Here is a 15,225-nt window from a genome sequence, read left to right as displayed (position 1 = left end):
TACTAACTGGAGGACCGAACTGACTAATGTTGAAAAATTAGCGGATGACTTGTGGTTAGGGGTGAAAGGCCAATCAAACCGGGAGATAGCTGGTTCTCCCCGAAAGCTATTTAGGTAGCGCCTCGTGTTATTCATATTCGGGGGTAGAGCTCTGTTTCGGTTAGGGAGTCATCCAGACTTACCAATCCGATGCAAACTTCAAATACCGAATAATGTTATCACGGGAGACACACAGCGGGTGCTAACGTCCGTTGTGGAGAGGGAAACAACCCAGATCGCCAGCTAAGGTCCCTAAGTTATAATTAAGTGGGAAACGATGTGGAAAAGCATAAACAGCTAGGATGTTGGCTTAGAAGCAGCCATCATTTAAAGAAAGCGTAATAGCTCACTAGTCTAGTTTTTCTGCGCGGAAGATGTAACGGGGCTAAATTATACACCGAAGCTGCGACAATAAATTTTATATTTATTGGGTAGGGGAGCGTTCTGTAAGTCATTGAAGATAAATTGTAAAATTTATTGGAGATATCAGAAGTGCGAATGCTGACATGAGTAACGATAAAATAGGTGAAAAACCTATTCGCCGAAAGACTAAGGGTTCCTGTCCAACGGTAATCGAGGCAGGGTAAGTCGACACCTAAGATGAGGCTGAAAAGCGTAGTCGATGGAAAACAGGTTAATATTCCTGTACTTAATGTTATTGCTAAGGGGGGACGAAGAAGGTTAGATTAGCCAGGTGATGGTTGTCTTGGTTTAAGCGTGTAGATGAATTATCTAGGAAAATCCGGATAATTAATAATAAACATTAAGACGTAATGACGAGGTACTTTATTGTACTGAAGTAATTAATACCATGCTTACAAGAAAATCCTCTAAGCTTCAGATAACATAAAATCGTACTCTAAACCGACACAGGTGGTCAGGTAGAGAATACTAAGGCGCTTGAGAGAACTCGGGTGAAGGAACTAGGCAAAATAGTGCCGTAACTTCGGAAGAAGGCACACTGATATGTAAGTAATAAAATTTACTTTTAAAGCTGAAATCAGTCTAAGATAACAGCTGACTGCAACTGTTTATTAAAAACACAGCACTGTGCAAACACGAAAGTGGACGTATACGGTGTGACGCCTGCCCGGTGCCGGAAGGTTAATTGATGAAGTTATCGTTTTACGAAAAGCTTTTGATCGAAGCCCCGGTAAACGGCGGCCGTAACTATAACGGTCCTAAGGTAGCGAAATTCCTTGTCGGGTAAGTTCCGACCTGCACGAATGGCGTAATGATGGTCAGACTGTCTCCACCCGAGACTCAGTGAAATTGAAATTGCTGTGAAGATGCAGTGTACCCGCGGCAAGACGGAAAGACCCCGTGAACCTTTACTATAGCTTGATACTGAATATTGAATATTGATGTGTAGGATAGGTGGGAGACTATGAAATATTGACGCTAGTTAATATTGAGTCAACCTTGAAATACCACCCTTTAAAATTTACTATTCTAACCTAGATCCGTTATCCGGGTCAGGAACAGTGTCTGGTGGGTAGTTTGACTGGGGCGGTCTCCTCCTAAAGAGTAACGGAGGAGCACTAAGGTCAGCTAATCACGGTCGGAAATCGTGAGGTTAGTGCAAAGGCATAAGCTGGCTTAACTGTAAGAATGACGGTTCGAACAGATGCGAAAGCAGGTCTTAGTGATCCGGTGGTTCTATATGACAAGGCCATCGCTCAACGGATAAAAGGTACTCCGGGGATAACAGGCTAATACCGCCCAAGAGTTCATATCGACGGCGGTGTTTGGCACCTCGATGTCGGCTCATCACATCCTGGGGCTGAAGTAGGTCCCAAGGGTATGGCTGTTCGCCATTTAAAGTGGTACGCGAGCTGGGTTTAGAACGTCGTGAGACAGTTCGGTCCCTATCTGTCGTGGGCGTTGGAAGATTGAAAGGAGTTGCTCCTAGTACGAGAGGACCGGAGTGAACGCATCTCTGGTGTTCGGGTTATCATGCCAATGGTATTGCCCGGTAGCTAAATGCGGAAAAGATAAGTGCTGAAAGCATCTAAGCGCGAAACTTACCTTAAGATTATTCTTCCCAGGATATATTTATTATTTAGATACATCCCTAAAGGGACGTTAAAGACTATAACGTTGATAGGCTGGATGTGTAAGCATAGTAATATGTTGAGCTAACCAGTACTAATAATCACCCGTGAGGCTTAACCTTACAACACCAGAATCGTTTAAATATTATAACTTTTTATTATTAATTAAAATTTAATCCTGGTATATATAACGCAATGGTACCACCTGAATCCATTCCGAACTCAGAAGTGAAATATTGTAGTGCCGATGGTAGTGTGAGATTTACTCATGTGAGAGTAGGAAAATACCAGGATTATTATTTTATAAAACATTTATTTTTTTTTAAATAGATAAAAAAAGAAGACATAAAATAAATGCCGGCTTAGCTCAAAATGGTAGAGCAACTGACTTGTAATCAGTAGGTTACCAGTTCAATTCCGGTAGCCGGCATTTATTTTATGTCTTATAAGAAATATTATCAATTTCTAATTTTAAAAAAAATAATTATTAAGGTGGGATACCCAAGTGGTTAACGGGAACAGACTGTAAATCTGTCGTCATAGACTTCGAAGGTTCGAATCCTTCTCCCACCAAAATTTATGCAGGCATCTTATAATGGTATTATCTTAGCCTTCCAAGCTAATAATGCGGGTTCAATTCCCGCTGCCTGCTCAAATTAATGCTGGTATAGCTCAGCTGGTAGAGCACATCCTTGGTAAGGATGAGGTCCTCAGTTCAATTCTGGGTATCAGCAAAATATTATTAAAAATAAATATTTTTTTAATTAATTTAAATTAAATATTATTCTTTAAAAATATTTTTATTAGGTTCTATACCTAAATAAAGACAAATAGCATAAATTATTTCTAATTTATTTAAAGTATAAAAATGAAAATGATTTACACCTTCATTTTTTAATCTTTTTATCATTTCTATAGCAATAAAACTACCTAATAATTTACATATATTTTTATCTTGTTTATTTAAATTTTTAAACATATTATTAATATAATTAGGTATTTTAATATTTGTTATTTTTATAAATTTTTTTAATTGAATAAAATCTGTAATGGGTAATATTCCTGGAATAATTTCTATATTTATTCCTTGAGATATACATTTATCTCTAAATTTAAGATAAGCTTCTATATTAAAAAAAAATTGAGTAATAGCTTTTGTAGCACCAGCATCTACTTTACGTTTTAAATTAATTAAATCTTCTTTAGCATTTCTAGATTCTGGATGTACTTCAGGATATGCTGCCACTGAAATATTAAAATTTGCTATTTGTTTTAAAAAATAAACTAAATCAGAAGCATATATTAAAGAATTAATATTTTTATTAAATTCTGTTTTATCACCTCTTAATGCAATAATATGTTTTATTCCATTATTCCAATATTTTATAGCTATATCATATAATTCATTATTTTTTAAATTAATACATGTCATATGAGGAACTAACTCTATATTAGTATATTTTTGAATTTTTTTTATAATATTATAAGTTCTATTATTATAATAATTATTAATATTTCTATATGTTATAGAAATAAATTTTGGTTTTAATATTACTAAAGTTTTAATTAAATTCCAAAATTTAGATTTTTTTTCATAATCAGAAGGAGGAAAAATTTCAAACGATATTTTACATTCATTAAATGATTTATTAAAAAATTTATCTATATATTCTTTTTTCTCTATATAAAAATATTTCATTTTATAATTCCAAGTTATATTTATATAAATAAAAAATCATAAATATATTTTATAATTATTTACAAATTAAATTTTTAATTATAAATAATATTTTATATAATATATATATTTTTATTATTTGTTATATTTAATAATATACTTTATTATATAATTATAAAAAATAATAAAATTATAATTAAATATATAAATAAAGGATGATTAATGGTAGTTTTAAAACCACAAAAAGATCCTACTATAGAATGGTTTCTTTCATATTGTCATATTAATAAATATTCAGCTAAAACTATTTTAATAAATAAAGATGATGTGACAAAAAATTTATATTATATATTAAAAGGTAGTGTTGTAGTTTTAATTAAAAATAATAAAGGAAAAGAAATTATCCTTAGCTATTTAAATAAAGGTGATTTTGTAGGAGAATTAGGAATTTTTAACCATAATCATAAACGTACTGCATGGGTTAAATTGAAAACAGATTGTAAATTAGCAGAAATATCTTATAAAAATTTTTATAATTTAATTAAGATTAATCATGATATTATTATGAAAATTTCTTCTCAAATAGCTTATAGATTACAAGTTACATCTAAAAAAGTAAGTAATTTAGCTTTTTTAAATGTAAGTACAAGAATAGTTAAAACATTATTAAATTTAGCTAAAAGTCCTGATGCAATTACTCATCCTAACGGTATGCAAATTAAAATTACTAGACAAGAAATTAGTAAAATAGTTGGTTGTTCAAGAGAAACAGTTGGACGTATATTTAAAATTCTTAAAGATCAAAATTTAATTTATGCTCATGGAAAAACTATTGTTGTTTATGGAACTCGTTAAAATTTATATTTAGTAAAAAATATTTTAAAAAATTATTAATATAATCCAATAATATTATTAACTTTATTTAACATAACTTTTGCTTTTTTTTGTGCTTGATTAGATCCATTAATAATAATATTATCTAATAATTTTTTATTTTCTCTATAATTATAATATTTTTTTCTAAATTTATTTAAAAATATACATAAATGTTCTATTACAGATTTTTTTAAATCACTATAAATTTTTCCTTTAAATTCTATTTCTAAATTTTGAATAGAGTTATTAGTAATATTAGATAATATACTAAGTAAATTAGAAATTCCTGGTTTATGAATTTTGTCATATGTAATATTAGGAGGAATATTAGAATCAGTAACAGCATTATTTATTTTTTTTACAATTATATCATTACTATCAAATAAACTAATAATATTATTAGAATTTAAATCTGATTTTGACATTTTTTTAAGAGGATTTAATAATGACATGATACATGAACCATTAGAACTAATAATTTTTTCTGGTATTGTAAATATTTTTCCATAAATAGAATTAAATCTTATAGCTATATTTCTAACCATTTCAATATGTTGTATTTGATCTTTTCCTACTGGTATTTTATTTGCTTGATATAATAAAATATCAGCTGCCATTAATACAGGATAATTAAATAATCCAATATTAATTTTGTTATTATTTAATAATAATATTTTTTCTTTAAATTGAATCATTCTTTTTAATTCACCAAAATAAGTGAAATAATTTAAAATCCAACTTAATTGTGTATGTTGAGGAACATGAGATTGTATAAAAATAATATTTTTACTAGGATTAATACCACATGCTAAAAAAATAGCTAGTGTATCTAATATATTTTTATTTAAAATATTTGGTTTTTGATATATAGTTAGAGAATGAAGATCTGCAATACTAAAAATACAAAAATATTTATTTTGAATATTTTTCCATTGTCTTAATGCACCTATATAATTACCAATTGTCAAATTACCTGTAGGTTGAATAGCACTGAATACTGTTAATTTATTTAACATATAATAATATTTTTATTTTAAAAGTAAAAGATAATTAAAATATTAATTTTAACAAAAATTTTTTATTTTATCTAATTTTATTTTAATTTGTTTAATTATTTCTTTAGAAGATAATATATTTTTAAATATAGTTGAACCTAATACTAATATATTAGCTCCAGAATTTACTATTTTATTTATATTTTTTATATTTATTCCTCCATCAATTGACAATAATACATCTTTTTTCTTTTCATTAATTATGTTTCTTGTTTGAATAATTTTATTAATAATTTTAGGAATAAATTTCTGTCCTTCAAATCCAGGATTTACTGACATAATTAATATTAAATCTAATTTATCTATTACATAATCTAAATAATTCAGTGAAGTAGATGGATTAAAAGCTAATCCTACTTTACAACCATATTTTTTAATTAAAGAAATACTACGATCAATATGATTTGAACATTCTGGATGAAAAGTAATATAATTTGCTCCAGCTTTAGCACAAGAAATAATTAAATTATCAACTGGTTTTGTCATTAAATGTACGTCAATAATATTTTTCATACCATTATCTCTTAATGATTTTAACACTATTGGTCCTATAGTTAAATTAGGAACATAATGGTTATCCATAATATCAAAATGTATTATATCAACTCCAGCTATAATAACATCATTTATTTCTTTTCCTAAACAAGAGAAATTAGCTGATAAAATAGAAGCAGCAAGCAAACATTTTTTCATTTTTCTTTATATTTACAAAATAATTATATATATTTTAAATAAAATTTTATTAAATTTCTAGATTATTTAATTGAATCAGAAATAATATCTTTATTAATATTATTACTTATTATAACTTTACCTATTTTTATAGGAATAATTAAATGAATTTTATTATTATGAACTTTTTTATCTAAAAACATATATTTTAAATATTTTTCTGTATTCATAAATTTAGGATTTTTAACTGGTAAATTACATTTTTTTAATAAATTAATTATTCTTAATGTATCATGTTTAGTAAATAAGTTCAATTTTTCTGATGTTATACATGCCATAACTATACCGACTGATATTGCTTCTCCATGCAACCATGTACCATTATAATTTGTTTCAGATTCAATTGCATGACCATAAGTATGTCCTAAATTTAATAAAGCTCTTTTATTTTTTTCATTTTCATCTTCACAGATAATTTTTGATTTAAATTTACAACATTTATAAACACAATAATTTATAGATGATTTATCTAAATTAAGTAATTTATCAATATTTTTTTCTAACCAACTAAAAAAAATATCATCAAAAATAATACTATATTTAATAACTTCTGCCATTCCTGAAGAAAATTCTCTTTTAGATAATGTATATAAATAATTTAAATTAATTATAACAGAGTTAGGTTGATAAAAGCTTCCTATCATATTTTTTCCTAAATTATGATTAACAGCAGTTTTTCCACCTATAGAAGCATCTACTTGTGATAATAAAGTAGTTGGAATTTGTATTAGTTTTACTCCTCTTTGATAACTAGATGCTGCAAAGCCAGTAATATCACCAATTACACCACCTCCTAAAGAAATTAATGTAGTATCTCTACTATGTAATTTTTTTAATAAAGATGAATAAATTATATTCATTGTTATTAATGTTTTATATTTTTCACCGTCCGGTAAAATAATATAATCTATTTTTATACCAATATTTTGCAATATATCAAATAATTGTTTAAAATAAAGAGCAAATATTTTTTTATTAGTAATTATCATTGCTTGATCACCATATTTAAAATTACTAAATAAATATGGTGTATTAAATATATTAAATCCTATAATTATAGGATAATTATGTTGTTTTGTTTTTACTAAAATAGTATCTATCATATTAATTCCTTTAAATATTTTTTAAAATTAATTTTTTTCTAATAGGTTAATAAGTTGATTTGCAACAATTTTAGCATTTTGTTTATCTGTTTTAATAATAATATCAGCTATTTCTGTATATAAAGGATTTCTTTCTTTAGCTAAATTTTGTAAAATTTCTATAGCTAGTTTACTTTTATTATGTAATAAAGGACGTTTTTTATCTCTTTGAGTACGAATTAATTGTTTTTCTATAGTAGTTTGTAAATAAATAACTATTCCTCTAGATGATAAATATTTACGTGTTTCTTTAGAAGTTATAGATCCTCCTCCTGTAGCTAAAATAATTCCTTTTTTTTTAGTAATTTCATTAATAATTTTTCTTTCACGTTTTCTAAATCCTAATTCTCCTTCTACGTCAAAAACCCAATTTATATCAGCTCCAGTACGACGTTCAATTTCTTCATCAGAATCAAAAAATTCCATATTTAGTTGATTTGCTAATTGACGTCCTATTGTGCTTTTACCTGCTCCCATAGGACCTATTAAAAATATATTTCTTTTTTCTGTCATTTTTTTAGTTTACTAATTTAAATTATTGTTAATAAATTTTATTATATTATACATTATGTATATAATTTTATATGTTATTTTTTTATTTTTTAATTAAATATTATTAATATTACTTAAAGTTATAATCATAAATTTAATTATTTAAATAGTAAATAATTTATTTAAAATATTATAAAATAATATTTTAAATAAATTATTTTTTCTAAAAAATATATTAATATATATAATTATATTATATTTATTAAAAATAGTTTATATATAAAATGAAATTTAAAAAAATATTTTTTAAAAAATATCATTTATTAATAATAATATTTATTGTTATTTACTCATGTTTTTTTTTAAATCAAATTGTAGATAATTTACCAGATGTAAAAAATATGAAAAATATACAATTATCTCAACAATTTAATAAAAATAAAACTTTAATAGTAAAATGTAATACAAATTGTAATACTATTTCAATAAATAATATTCCTAAAAAAATTATACAAACTTTTCTTATTGTAGAAGATAATAATTTTTACGGTCATAATGGTTTTGATGTACAAGGAATTATTAGAGTTATAGCTACTATTTTTATATCAGGACATATAAGGCAAGGAGGAGCTAGTACTATAACTCAACAATTAGCACGTAATCTTTTTCTTAATTCAGAAAAAAGTTTTTTAAGAAAAATAAAAGAAATATTATTAGCAATTAAAATAGAAAAATTTTTTTCTAAAGAAGAAATTCTTGAATCATATTTAAATAAAATTTTTTTTGGAGAAAATTCTTATGGAATAGTTGCAGCATCTAAAAAATATTTTAATAAAACATTAGATCAATTAACATCAAGTGAAATAGCTATTTTAGCAGGATTACCTAAAAATCCATCTATTTATAATCCTATAGCATCTATAAAACAAACAGAAAAAAGAAAAAATATAATTTTAAAAGTTATGTTATACAAAAATTTAATTTCAAAAAAAGAATGTAATATAGAAATAAAAAAACCTATTATTATAAATAATAATCACTAATATAAAATTTTTTATTTATAGATAAGATCTATATTTAAGATCTTATCTATAAAAAATTTTATTTTTTATCAACTGATAAAAAATAATTAATTCTGTTTATAAACGTATTAGGATTATCTAGTGTTCCTTTTTCTGCTAAAATAGCTTCTTCTAATAATAAATTAATAAATTCTGAAAAATATTTTTCATCTTTTATATTTATTGCTTTTTTAATTAAAGTATGATTTGGATTTAATTCAAAATTATATTTTATATCTGGAGTTTTCTGTCCTGCTGCAGCAAATAATTTAGCCATTTGTGTACTCATTTCATTAGTATCTGTAGTAACAATTGCAGGAGTATTAAATAAACGATTTGTTAAATATACTTTTTTAATTTTATTTCCTAATAAATCTTCAATTTTTTTTATAAATGTATTTAATTCTTTTATATTTTGATTATTATGATTTATATCATCTTCTTTTTTAATAAAATCATTTAATGATTCATCTTTTTTACTAATTAATTGAAGAGATTTACCTTTAAAGTCAGTTATATAACTCATCATCCATTCATCAATATGATCAGTTAATAAAAGTACTTCAATATTTTTATTAGAAAAAAATTCTAAGTGAGGACTACTTTTAGCTGAAAGATAATTATCTGCTGTTAAAAAATATATTTTTTTTTGTTCTTTAATCATTCGATTAATATATGATGTTAATGATACATTTTGTATAGAATTATTATTATAAGTTGAAGCAAAACGTAATAATTCAATAATTTTATCTTTATTTGTTAAATCTTCTGCAGGTCCTTCTTTTAATATTAATCCAAATTTTTGCCATAAATCATTATATATATCTTCTTTTTTTGAAAGATTTGTTAACATATTTAATACTTTTTTAGTTAACATATTTTTCATATTATAAATGATATTATTATCTTGTAAAATTTCTCTGGAAATATTTAAAGGTAAATCATTAGAATCTACTAACCCTTTAATAAATCTTAAATATTTTGGTAAAAGTTGTTCAGCATCATCCATAACAAAAACTCTTTGTACATATAGTTTAATACCACTTTTATAATCACGATTTCTAACATCCCATGGAACATTAAAAGGAATATATAATAAACTAGTATATTCTTGTTTTCCTTCAACATGATTATGACTCCATGCTATAGGATCAGCTGTATCATGAGTTAATTGTTTATAAAATTCTTTATATTCAGAATTACTAATTTCTGATTTATTACGTAACCATATTGCTTTAGCTTTATTAATTTGTTCCCATATATACTGTTTTTTTTTTTCATCATATGTTTGAATTTCTATTGGTAAAGATATATGATCTGAATATTTACTAATAATATTCTTAATACGCCATATATCAAGAAATTCATTGCTATTTTCACGTATATGTAAAATAATTTCAGTTCCTCGAGATTTTTTATAAATATTTGTAATATTATAATTATTTTCTCCAGTAGATTCCCAAAAAACTCCTTTATCATATGCTATTCCAGCAGCTCTAGTTTTTACTGAAACCTTATTTGATACTATAAAAGAAGAATAAAATCCAACACCAAATTGTCCTATGAATTGTGTATTTTGTTTATTTTCTCCTATTTTTTTAGAAGAAATATTTAAAGATTCAATAAAAGATTTTGTCCCTGATTTAGCAATTGTACCTAAATTTTCAATTACTTCATCACGAGTCATACCAATTCCATTATCATTAATAATAATTAATTTTTCTTTTTTATTTATAGATATTTGTACTTTTAATTTATTATCATCTTCATATAAACTAATATTAGATAAAGCTTTAAATTTTAATTTATCTGCTGCGTCAGAAGCATTTGATATCAATTCTCGTAAAAAAATTTCTTTATTAGAATAAAGAGAATTTATCATTAAATGTAAAAGTTGTTTAACTTCAGATTCAAAATTTCGAGTTTCTTGTATTTTCATTATGATATGTTTCCTTATAAATAAAATTTAATTATTATTTTTTATATATGAAAAAAATATTAGTTTTTTATATGAAATTGAATATTTTTTATATTAAATTTGTAATAAATTTTTAAAATTATTATATAAGATATAATTTATTAATAACAAATAAATTATTATATTATTTTTAATAAATAAAAATATAATTAAAAAAAGAAATAATATATATAAATAATTAAAATAATTTAATTTATTAATTTAATTTTTATTAAAATAAAATATTAATTTAAGTATAATAACTTCAAATCCAACTCTATCATTAGGGTTTAAATTTAAATTTTTTCTTCCTGTAACAAATGTTTTATACATGAATTCTATTTCTTTTAAAGAAAATTTTTTTAAAATAATATGTAAATATTTTTTATTATTTTCATAAAAATTATTATATTGATTATTAATTTTATTTGTAGAATTAATAATTTTAATTTTTAATAATTCATGTAATAAAAATAATATTTCTATAATAATATTATCCCAACAAATATTAAAAGATGAAATTTTATCAATAATTTCTAATATTAAATTAACATTTTTTTTTTTTAAATTTTGAATTAATAAAAATAAATATTTTTTTTCAATTAAACCTAATATTGAATAAATATTTTTAAGTGTTAATTCTCCCATAGAAATTAATTGATCTGTTAAACTCAAAGCATCTCTCATACTTCCATTAGCAGCATTTGATAAAATATCTAATATTTTTTCATCATAATTTAATTTTTCTATATATAAAATATCTTTTAATTTTTGAGATATTTCTTTATTTGTTATTAATTTTAAATGAAACTGTAAACATCGAGATGTAATAGTAATTGGTATTTTTTGTAATTCTGTAGTTGCAAATATAAATTTTACATGATCAGGAGGTTCTTCTAATATTTTTAATAAAGCATTAAAGCTATGTTTAGATAACATATGAAATTCATCAAAAATATATATTTTATAACGACCTCTTATAGGTTTATATGGAATGTTATCTATTATATCTCTAATTTCTTCTACTTTTGTTTTAGAAGCAGAATCTAACTCTATTAAATCTAAAAAAGAATTATTTTTTATGTCTTTACAATTTATACATAATCTACAGGGATTATCTGTAATACCATTCAAACAACTTAAACCCATAGAAAACAATCGAGCTATAGTTGTTTTACCAACTCCTCTACTACCAGAAAATATCCATGCAGGATGAATTTTTTTTTTATTCAAGCTATATTTAATAGCTTTAACGACATGATCTTGTCCTATAATATCACAAAATTTTTGTGGTCGCCATTTTCTTGCTAATACATGATAAGTCATTAAATAAAAATTTAAATATTTTATTATTAAATAAATTTGAATGATGTAACTATTTTCACACATATTATTTTTGTTACGGCTGCTTCTTTCCAGATCTGACCGAGTTCACAATAATAATATTGTTTAATAGTTACATCATTACATAATAATTTATTCTATTATAAAGTTAATATTTAGTCAATAAAGTTATTTAAAATTAATAATTTGAATAGTTTTTTTTATTATTATTTTTGTATGGAATTTAAAATATACTTCATGATTACCTAATGCTTTTAATGTTCCTTTTGGTAAAATAATTTCTTTTTTTGAAATATTAAATCCCATATTTCTAATTTCTTTCAAAATATTATTTCTTCCAATAGATCCAAATAATTTTCTATCCTTACTAGATCTAGCTTTAATTATAATTTTATTTATTATTTTTGTAAAATTTTTTGATCTTGATTCTGCTTTATTAAAAATATTTAATAATTCTAATTTTAGTTTAGTAATTTGTTTTTTTAATAAATTAATATTTTCTTTAGTAGCTGGTATTCCTTTATTTTTTGGAATTAAAAAATTTCGTGCATATCCAGATTTAACATTAATAATTTCTGATTTTTTACCTAATCCTATAATTTGATCTAATAAAATTATTTTCACTATATACCTCAATATATAACAAATAATATTTATTAATATTTATTAATTTAAATATTAATATTTAAATAGTTATTTATGATGATCAGTATAAGGTATTAGGGATAGATATCTTGCTAATTTTATTGCTTTAGTTAATTGACGTTGATATCTAGCTTTAGTACCAGTTATTCTGCTAGGAACAATTTTACCACTTTCTGTAATAAAATTTTTTAACAAATTAATATCTTTATAGTCAATTTCTTTTATTCCTTCAGATGTAAAACGACAAAATTTACGACGACGAAAATAACGTATCATTACAATATAACTCCAGTATATAAAATATGATTAAATTAATTAATAAAATTATATTTTTAAATAAAAAATAAGATAACTTATTTATATAGTTTTTATAATATCATCATTTTTCTGTTCTATATTATGTTCATCTTTTAATTTCAAAATAGGTGATATAGTTTTAATAATTTTTTTAGTTCTAATTATTATATATCTTATAATAGATTCATTAAGATAAAATTTTTTTTCTAAATTAATAATATAATTATTATTAATTACTATATTCATTAATATATAATGTGCTTTATGTAATTTATTAATAGGATATGATAATTGTCTTCTTCCCCAATTTTCTAATCTAGAAATAATGCCTTTATTTTGATCAATAATATTTTTATAATCTTTTAAAAGATTTTCAATTTGATCACTTTGATCTGGATGTATAATTAATATTATTTCATAATATCTCATATTGTACTCTTTATAAATAAATAATTTTTAAAATAATTTCAAAAAAAATACTAAATTAATTTAAAAATGATATACTAATATAGTATATTAACAAGTAATTATAAATAATTTTATTAACTTTCATATTAATGAAAAAAAATATTAATTGGAATAATCTTTTACGTAAAGAAAAACAAAAAAATTATTTTATAAAATTAATAAATAAAATTAATAATGATATTATTTCTGGTAAAATTATTTATCCAAAAAAACAAAATATATTTTATGCTTTTAAAGTTACTAATTTTGAAAATTTAAAAGTAGTTATATTAGGTCAAGATCCTTATCATGAAAAAAATCAAGCAAATGGTTTAGCATTTTCTGTAATGCCTAATATTAAAATCCCTGCTTCATTAAATAATATTTATAAAGCATTAAAATTTGATATTCCAAGTTTTAAAATTCCAAAACATGGATATTTATTAAATTGGGCTAAACAAGGTGTAATGTTATTAAATACTATATTAACAGTAGAAAAAGGTTTGGCTAATTCTCATAATAATATTGGATGGGAAAAATTTACAAATAACGTAATTAATATTATTAATAATAATTTTAGAAATATAGTATTTTTATTATGGGGAGAAAATGCAAAAAAAAAAATCAAGTTTATTAATAATAAAAAACATTATATTTTAACTACATCACATCCTTCACCTTTTTCAGCTCATAAGGGTTTTTTAAATTGTAAACATTTCTCTAAAACAAATAAATATCTTATTTATCATAATTATAATCCCATTAATTGGAATTTAAATTTTACATAAATTAATTATTATTTAATTAATTTTAATTATGCTTTCTTCCCATAGTTTAAAAAATTGTTTTTTATAAATTTTAGCTATTCTTTTAGAATTATAAATTATAATTATATTTTCTGCATTACGTTTTATTGCATTAGCAGAATAATTTAAAGATCCAGTTTCAACAGTAGATCTATCTATAATAATAAATTTATTATGCATTATAGAGTAATTATTATTCATTCTAATATGAATATTTTTAGCTTTATTTTTTAAAAAATTTATTGCAGTATAACGATTTATATTATTTTTAGCATCAACAATTATATAAATTTCTATACCTTTATTACTTGATTTTAATAATGCTAAAGCTAAAGGTTTATTAGTAAATGTATATGCAGCTATTAATATTTCTTTTTTAGCATGATTAATAAGATTAATTATTAATGGTAATGTTTTTTTATTAGGAGTAAATAATACATCAATATGAGTTGCAAAAGCTAAATTAATTTTTAAAAAAATAAAAATTAATAAAATCAAAATTTTTTTTGTTTTCATTTTATAATAGTTTTGTAATAATTTAAATAATTATTTAATATCATAATATGTAAATATTATCAATTAATGAAAATTATAAGGTTT

Annotated in this window: 14 protein-coding genes, 4 tRNA genes, 1 rRNA gene, 1 other RNA gene and 3 other annotated features; of the genes, 8 read left to right on the top strand and 12 right to left on the bottom strand. The window is 22.8% G+C overall.

Annotated features, from left to right (window positions below; genetic code table 11):
* Positions 1 to 93 precede the first annotated feature (93 nt).
* Positions 94 to 534 (top strand) — a sequence feature (23S ribosomal RNA rRNA prediction is too short).
* 11 nt (positions 535 to 545) lie between these two features.
* Positions 546 to 1,313 (top strand) — a sequence feature (23S ribosomal RNA rRNA prediction is too short).
* 1 nt (position 1,314) lies between these two features.
* Positions 1,315 to 2,202 (top strand) — a sequence feature (23S ribosomal RNA rRNA prediction is too short).
* Positions 2,203 to 2,270: 68 nt separating this feature from the next.
* The 5 genes from rrf (at position 2,271) to GJT82_RS01835 (ending at position 2,827) form a co-directional block, all read left to right on the top strand.
* Positions 2,271 to 2,386 (top strand): 5S ribosomal RNA (rrf, locus tag GJT82_RS01855).
* Between the two features lie 63 nt (positions 2,387 to 2,449).
* Positions 2,450 to 2,523, top strand: a tRNA-Thr gene (locus GJT82_RS01850).
* 61 nt (positions 2,524 to 2,584) lie between these two features.
* Positions 2,585 to 2,666, top strand: a tRNA-Tyr gene (locus GJT82_RS01845).
* An 8-nt stretch (positions 2,667 to 2,674) separates the two neighbouring features.
* Positions 2,675 to 2,745 (top strand) — tRNA-Gly (locus GJT82_RS01840).
* 9 nt (positions 2,746 to 2,754) lie between these two features.
* Positions 2,755 to 2,827, top strand: a tRNA-Thr gene (locus tag GJT82_RS01835).
* A 47-nt stretch (positions 2,828 to 2,874) separates the two neighbouring features.
* Here GJT82_RS01835 and metF read toward each other — a convergent pair.
* Entirely contained in the window at positions 2,875 to 3,792 is a 918-nt protein-coding gene (gene metF / locus GJT82_RS01830; protein ID WP_168819760.1) for a methylenetetrahydrofolate reductase, read from the bottom strand.
* Positions 3,793 to 3,993: 201 nt separating this feature from the next.
* On the opposite strand from metF, the gene crp reads away from it, so the two are divergent.
* Positions 3,994 to 4,626: a cAMP-activated global transcriptional regulator CRP gene (gene crp, locus GJT82_RS01825; RefSeq protein WP_168819750.1), complete on the top strand. Its 633-nt coding sequence runs from the start codon at positions 3,994 to 3,996 to the stop codon at positions 4,624 to 4,626.
* A gap of 35 nt (positions 4,627 to 4,661) precedes the next feature.
* Here crp and trpS read toward each other — a convergent pair whose 3' ends face one another.
* From trpS to aroK, 4 genes are all read right to left on the bottom strand, one after another.
* Positions 4,662 to 5,663: a tryptophan--tRNA ligase gene (trpS, locus tag GJT82_RS01820; protein ID WP_168819739.1), complete on the bottom strand. Its 1,002-nt coding sequence runs from the start codon at positions 5,661 to 5,663 to the stop codon at positions 4,662 to 4,664.
* A gap of 48 nt (positions 5,664 to 5,711) precedes the next feature.
* Complete coding sequence (rpe, locus tag GJT82_RS01815) at positions 5,712 to 6,395, bottom strand: ribulose-phosphate 3-epimerase (protein ID WP_168819737.1); 684 nt, start codon at positions 6,393 to 6,395, stop codon at positions 5,712 to 5,714.
* A 62-nt stretch (positions 6,396 to 6,457) separates the two neighbouring features.
* Entirely contained in the window at positions 6,458 to 7,534 is a 1,077-nt protein-coding gene (gene aroB / locus GJT82_RS01810; protein ID WP_425482461.1) for a 3-dehydroquinate synthase, read from the bottom strand.
* A 30-nt stretch (positions 7,535 to 7,564) separates the two neighbouring features.
* Positions 7,565 to 8,089 (bottom strand): shikimate kinase AroK, encoded by a 525-nt coding sequence (gene aroK, locus GJT82_RS01805; protein WP_168819733.1) that lies wholly within the window; start codon positions 8,087 to 8,089, stop codon positions 7,565 to 7,567.
* Positions 8,090 to 8,352: 263 nt separating this feature from the next.
* Here aroK and GJT82_RS01800 point away from each other — a divergent pair, with 263 nt between their 5' ends.
* The gene (locus tag GJT82_RS01800; RefSeq protein WP_168819731.1) at positions 8,353 to 9,111 is read left to right on the top strand and encodes a transglycosylase domain-containing protein; all 759 of its coding nucleotides are present in this window, start codon (positions 8,353 to 8,355) and stop codon (positions 9,109 to 9,111) included.
* A gap of 58 nt (positions 9,112 to 9,169) precedes the next feature.
* On the opposite strand, the gene htpG is transcribed toward GJT82_RS01800, so the two are convergent.
* From htpG to rpsF, 6 genes are all read right to left on the bottom strand, one after another.
* The gene (gene htpG, locus GJT82_RS01795; protein ID WP_211080469.1) at positions 9,170 to 11,074 is read right to left on the bottom strand and encodes a molecular chaperone HtpG; all 1,905 of its coding nucleotides are present in this window, start codon (positions 11,072 to 11,074) and stop codon (positions 9,170 to 9,172) included.
* 234 nt (positions 11,075 to 11,308) lie between these two features.
* Positions 11,309 to 12,412 carry a DNA polymerase III subunit gamma/tau gene (gene dnaX / locus GJT82_RS01790; RefSeq protein ID WP_168819726.1) on the bottom strand — a complete coding sequence of 368 codons (1,104 nt, stop codon included), beginning with the start codon at positions 12,410 to 12,412 and terminating at the stop codon, positions 11,309 to 11,311.
* A gap of 39 nt (positions 12,413 to 12,451) precedes the next feature.
* Positions 12,452 to 12,549: signal recognition particle sRNA small type (gene ffs / locus GJT82_RS01785), an RNA gene on the bottom strand.
* 49 nt (positions 12,550 to 12,598) lie between these two features.
* Positions 12,599 to 13,054 carry a 50S ribosomal protein L9 gene (gene rplI / locus GJT82_RS01780; RefSeq protein WP_168819724.1) on the bottom strand — a complete coding sequence of 152 codons (456 nt, stop codon included), beginning with the start codon at positions 13,052 to 13,054 and terminating at the stop codon, positions 12,599 to 12,601.
* Positions 13,055 to 13,123: 69 nt separating this feature from the next.
* Entirely contained in the window at positions 13,124 to 13,351 is a 228-nt protein-coding gene (gene rpsR, locus GJT82_RS01775) for a 30S ribosomal protein S18 (RefSeq protein ID WP_168819722.1), read from the bottom strand.
* Positions 13,352 to 13,432: 81 nt separating this feature from the next.
* A complete protein-coding gene (gene rpsF / locus GJT82_RS01770; RefSeq protein WP_168819720.1) occupies positions 13,433 to 13,801 on the bottom strand; it encodes a 30S ribosomal protein S6 in 369 nt (122 codons plus the stop codon).
* A 128-nt stretch (positions 13,802 to 13,929) separates the two neighbouring features.
* On the opposite strand from rpsF, the gene ung reads away from it, so the two are divergent.
* Positions 13,930 to 14,607, top strand: a complete 678-nt coding sequence (gene ung / locus GJT82_RS01765; protein ID WP_168819718.1) for a uracil-DNA glycosylase — start codon at positions 13,930 to 13,932, stop codon at positions 14,605 to 14,607.
* A 12-nt stretch (positions 14,608 to 14,619) separates the two neighbouring features.
* Here ung and GJT82_RS01760 read toward each other — a convergent pair whose 3' ends face one another.
* Entirely contained in the window at positions 14,620 to 15,141 is a 522-nt protein-coding gene (locus GJT82_RS01760) for a phospholipase D-like domain-containing protein (protein WP_168819716.1), read from the bottom strand.
* Positions 15,142 to 15,225 lie beyond the last annotated feature (84 nt).

The organism is Enterobacteriaceae endosymbiont of Plateumaris rustica, from assembly GCF_012562965.1.
Classification (GTDB): Bacteria; Pseudomonadota; Gammaproteobacteria; order Enterobacterales; family Enterobacteriaceae.
This window is presented reverse-complemented; position numbering and strand designations above follow the sequence as displayed.

What these genes read in the sequence shown, in the direction of transcription:
- metF (WP_168819760.1), bottom strand. Translation starts at nt 3,792, where the DNA reads ATGAAATATTTTTATATAGAGAAAAAAGAATATATAGATAAATTTTTT.
- crp (WP_168819750.1), top strand. Translation starts at nt 3,994, where the DNA reads ATGGTAGTTTTAAAACCACAAAAAGATCCTACTATAGAATGGTTTCTT.
- trpS (WP_168819739.1), bottom strand. Translation starts at nt 5,663, where the DNA reads ATGTTAAATAAATTAACAGTATTCAGTGCTATTCAACCTACAGGTAAT.
- rpe (WP_168819737.1), bottom strand. Translation starts at nt 6,395, where the DNA reads ATGAAAAAATGTTTGCTTGCTGCTTCTATTTTATCAGCTAATTTCTCT.
- aroK (WP_168819733.1), bottom strand. Translation starts at nt 8,089, where the DNA reads ATGACAGAAAAAAGAAATATATTTTTAATAGGTCCTATGGGAGCAGGT.
- GJT82_RS01800 (WP_168819731.1), top strand. Translation starts at nt 8,353, where the DNA reads ATGAAATTTAAAAAAATATTTTTTAAAAAATATCATTTATTAATAATA.
- dnaX (WP_168819726.1), bottom strand. Translation starts at nt 12,412, where the DNA reads ATGACTTATCATGTATTAGCAAGAAAATGGCGACCACAAAAATTTTGT.
- rpsR (WP_168819722.1), bottom strand. Translation starts at nt 13,351, where the DNA reads ATGATACGTTATTTTCGTCGTCGTAAATTTTGTCGTTTTACATCTGAA.
- rpsF (WP_168819720.1), bottom strand. Translation starts at nt 13,801, where the DNA reads ATGAGATATTATGAAATAATATTAATTATACATCCAGATCAAAGTGAT.
- ung (WP_168819718.1), top strand. Translation starts at nt 13,930, where the DNA reads ATGAAAAAAAATATTAATTGGAATAATCTTTTACGTAAAGAAAAACAA.
- GJT82_RS01760 (WP_168819716.1), bottom strand. Translation starts at nt 15,141, where the DNA reads ATGAAAACAAAAAAAATTTTGATTTTATTAATTTTTATTTTTTTAAAA.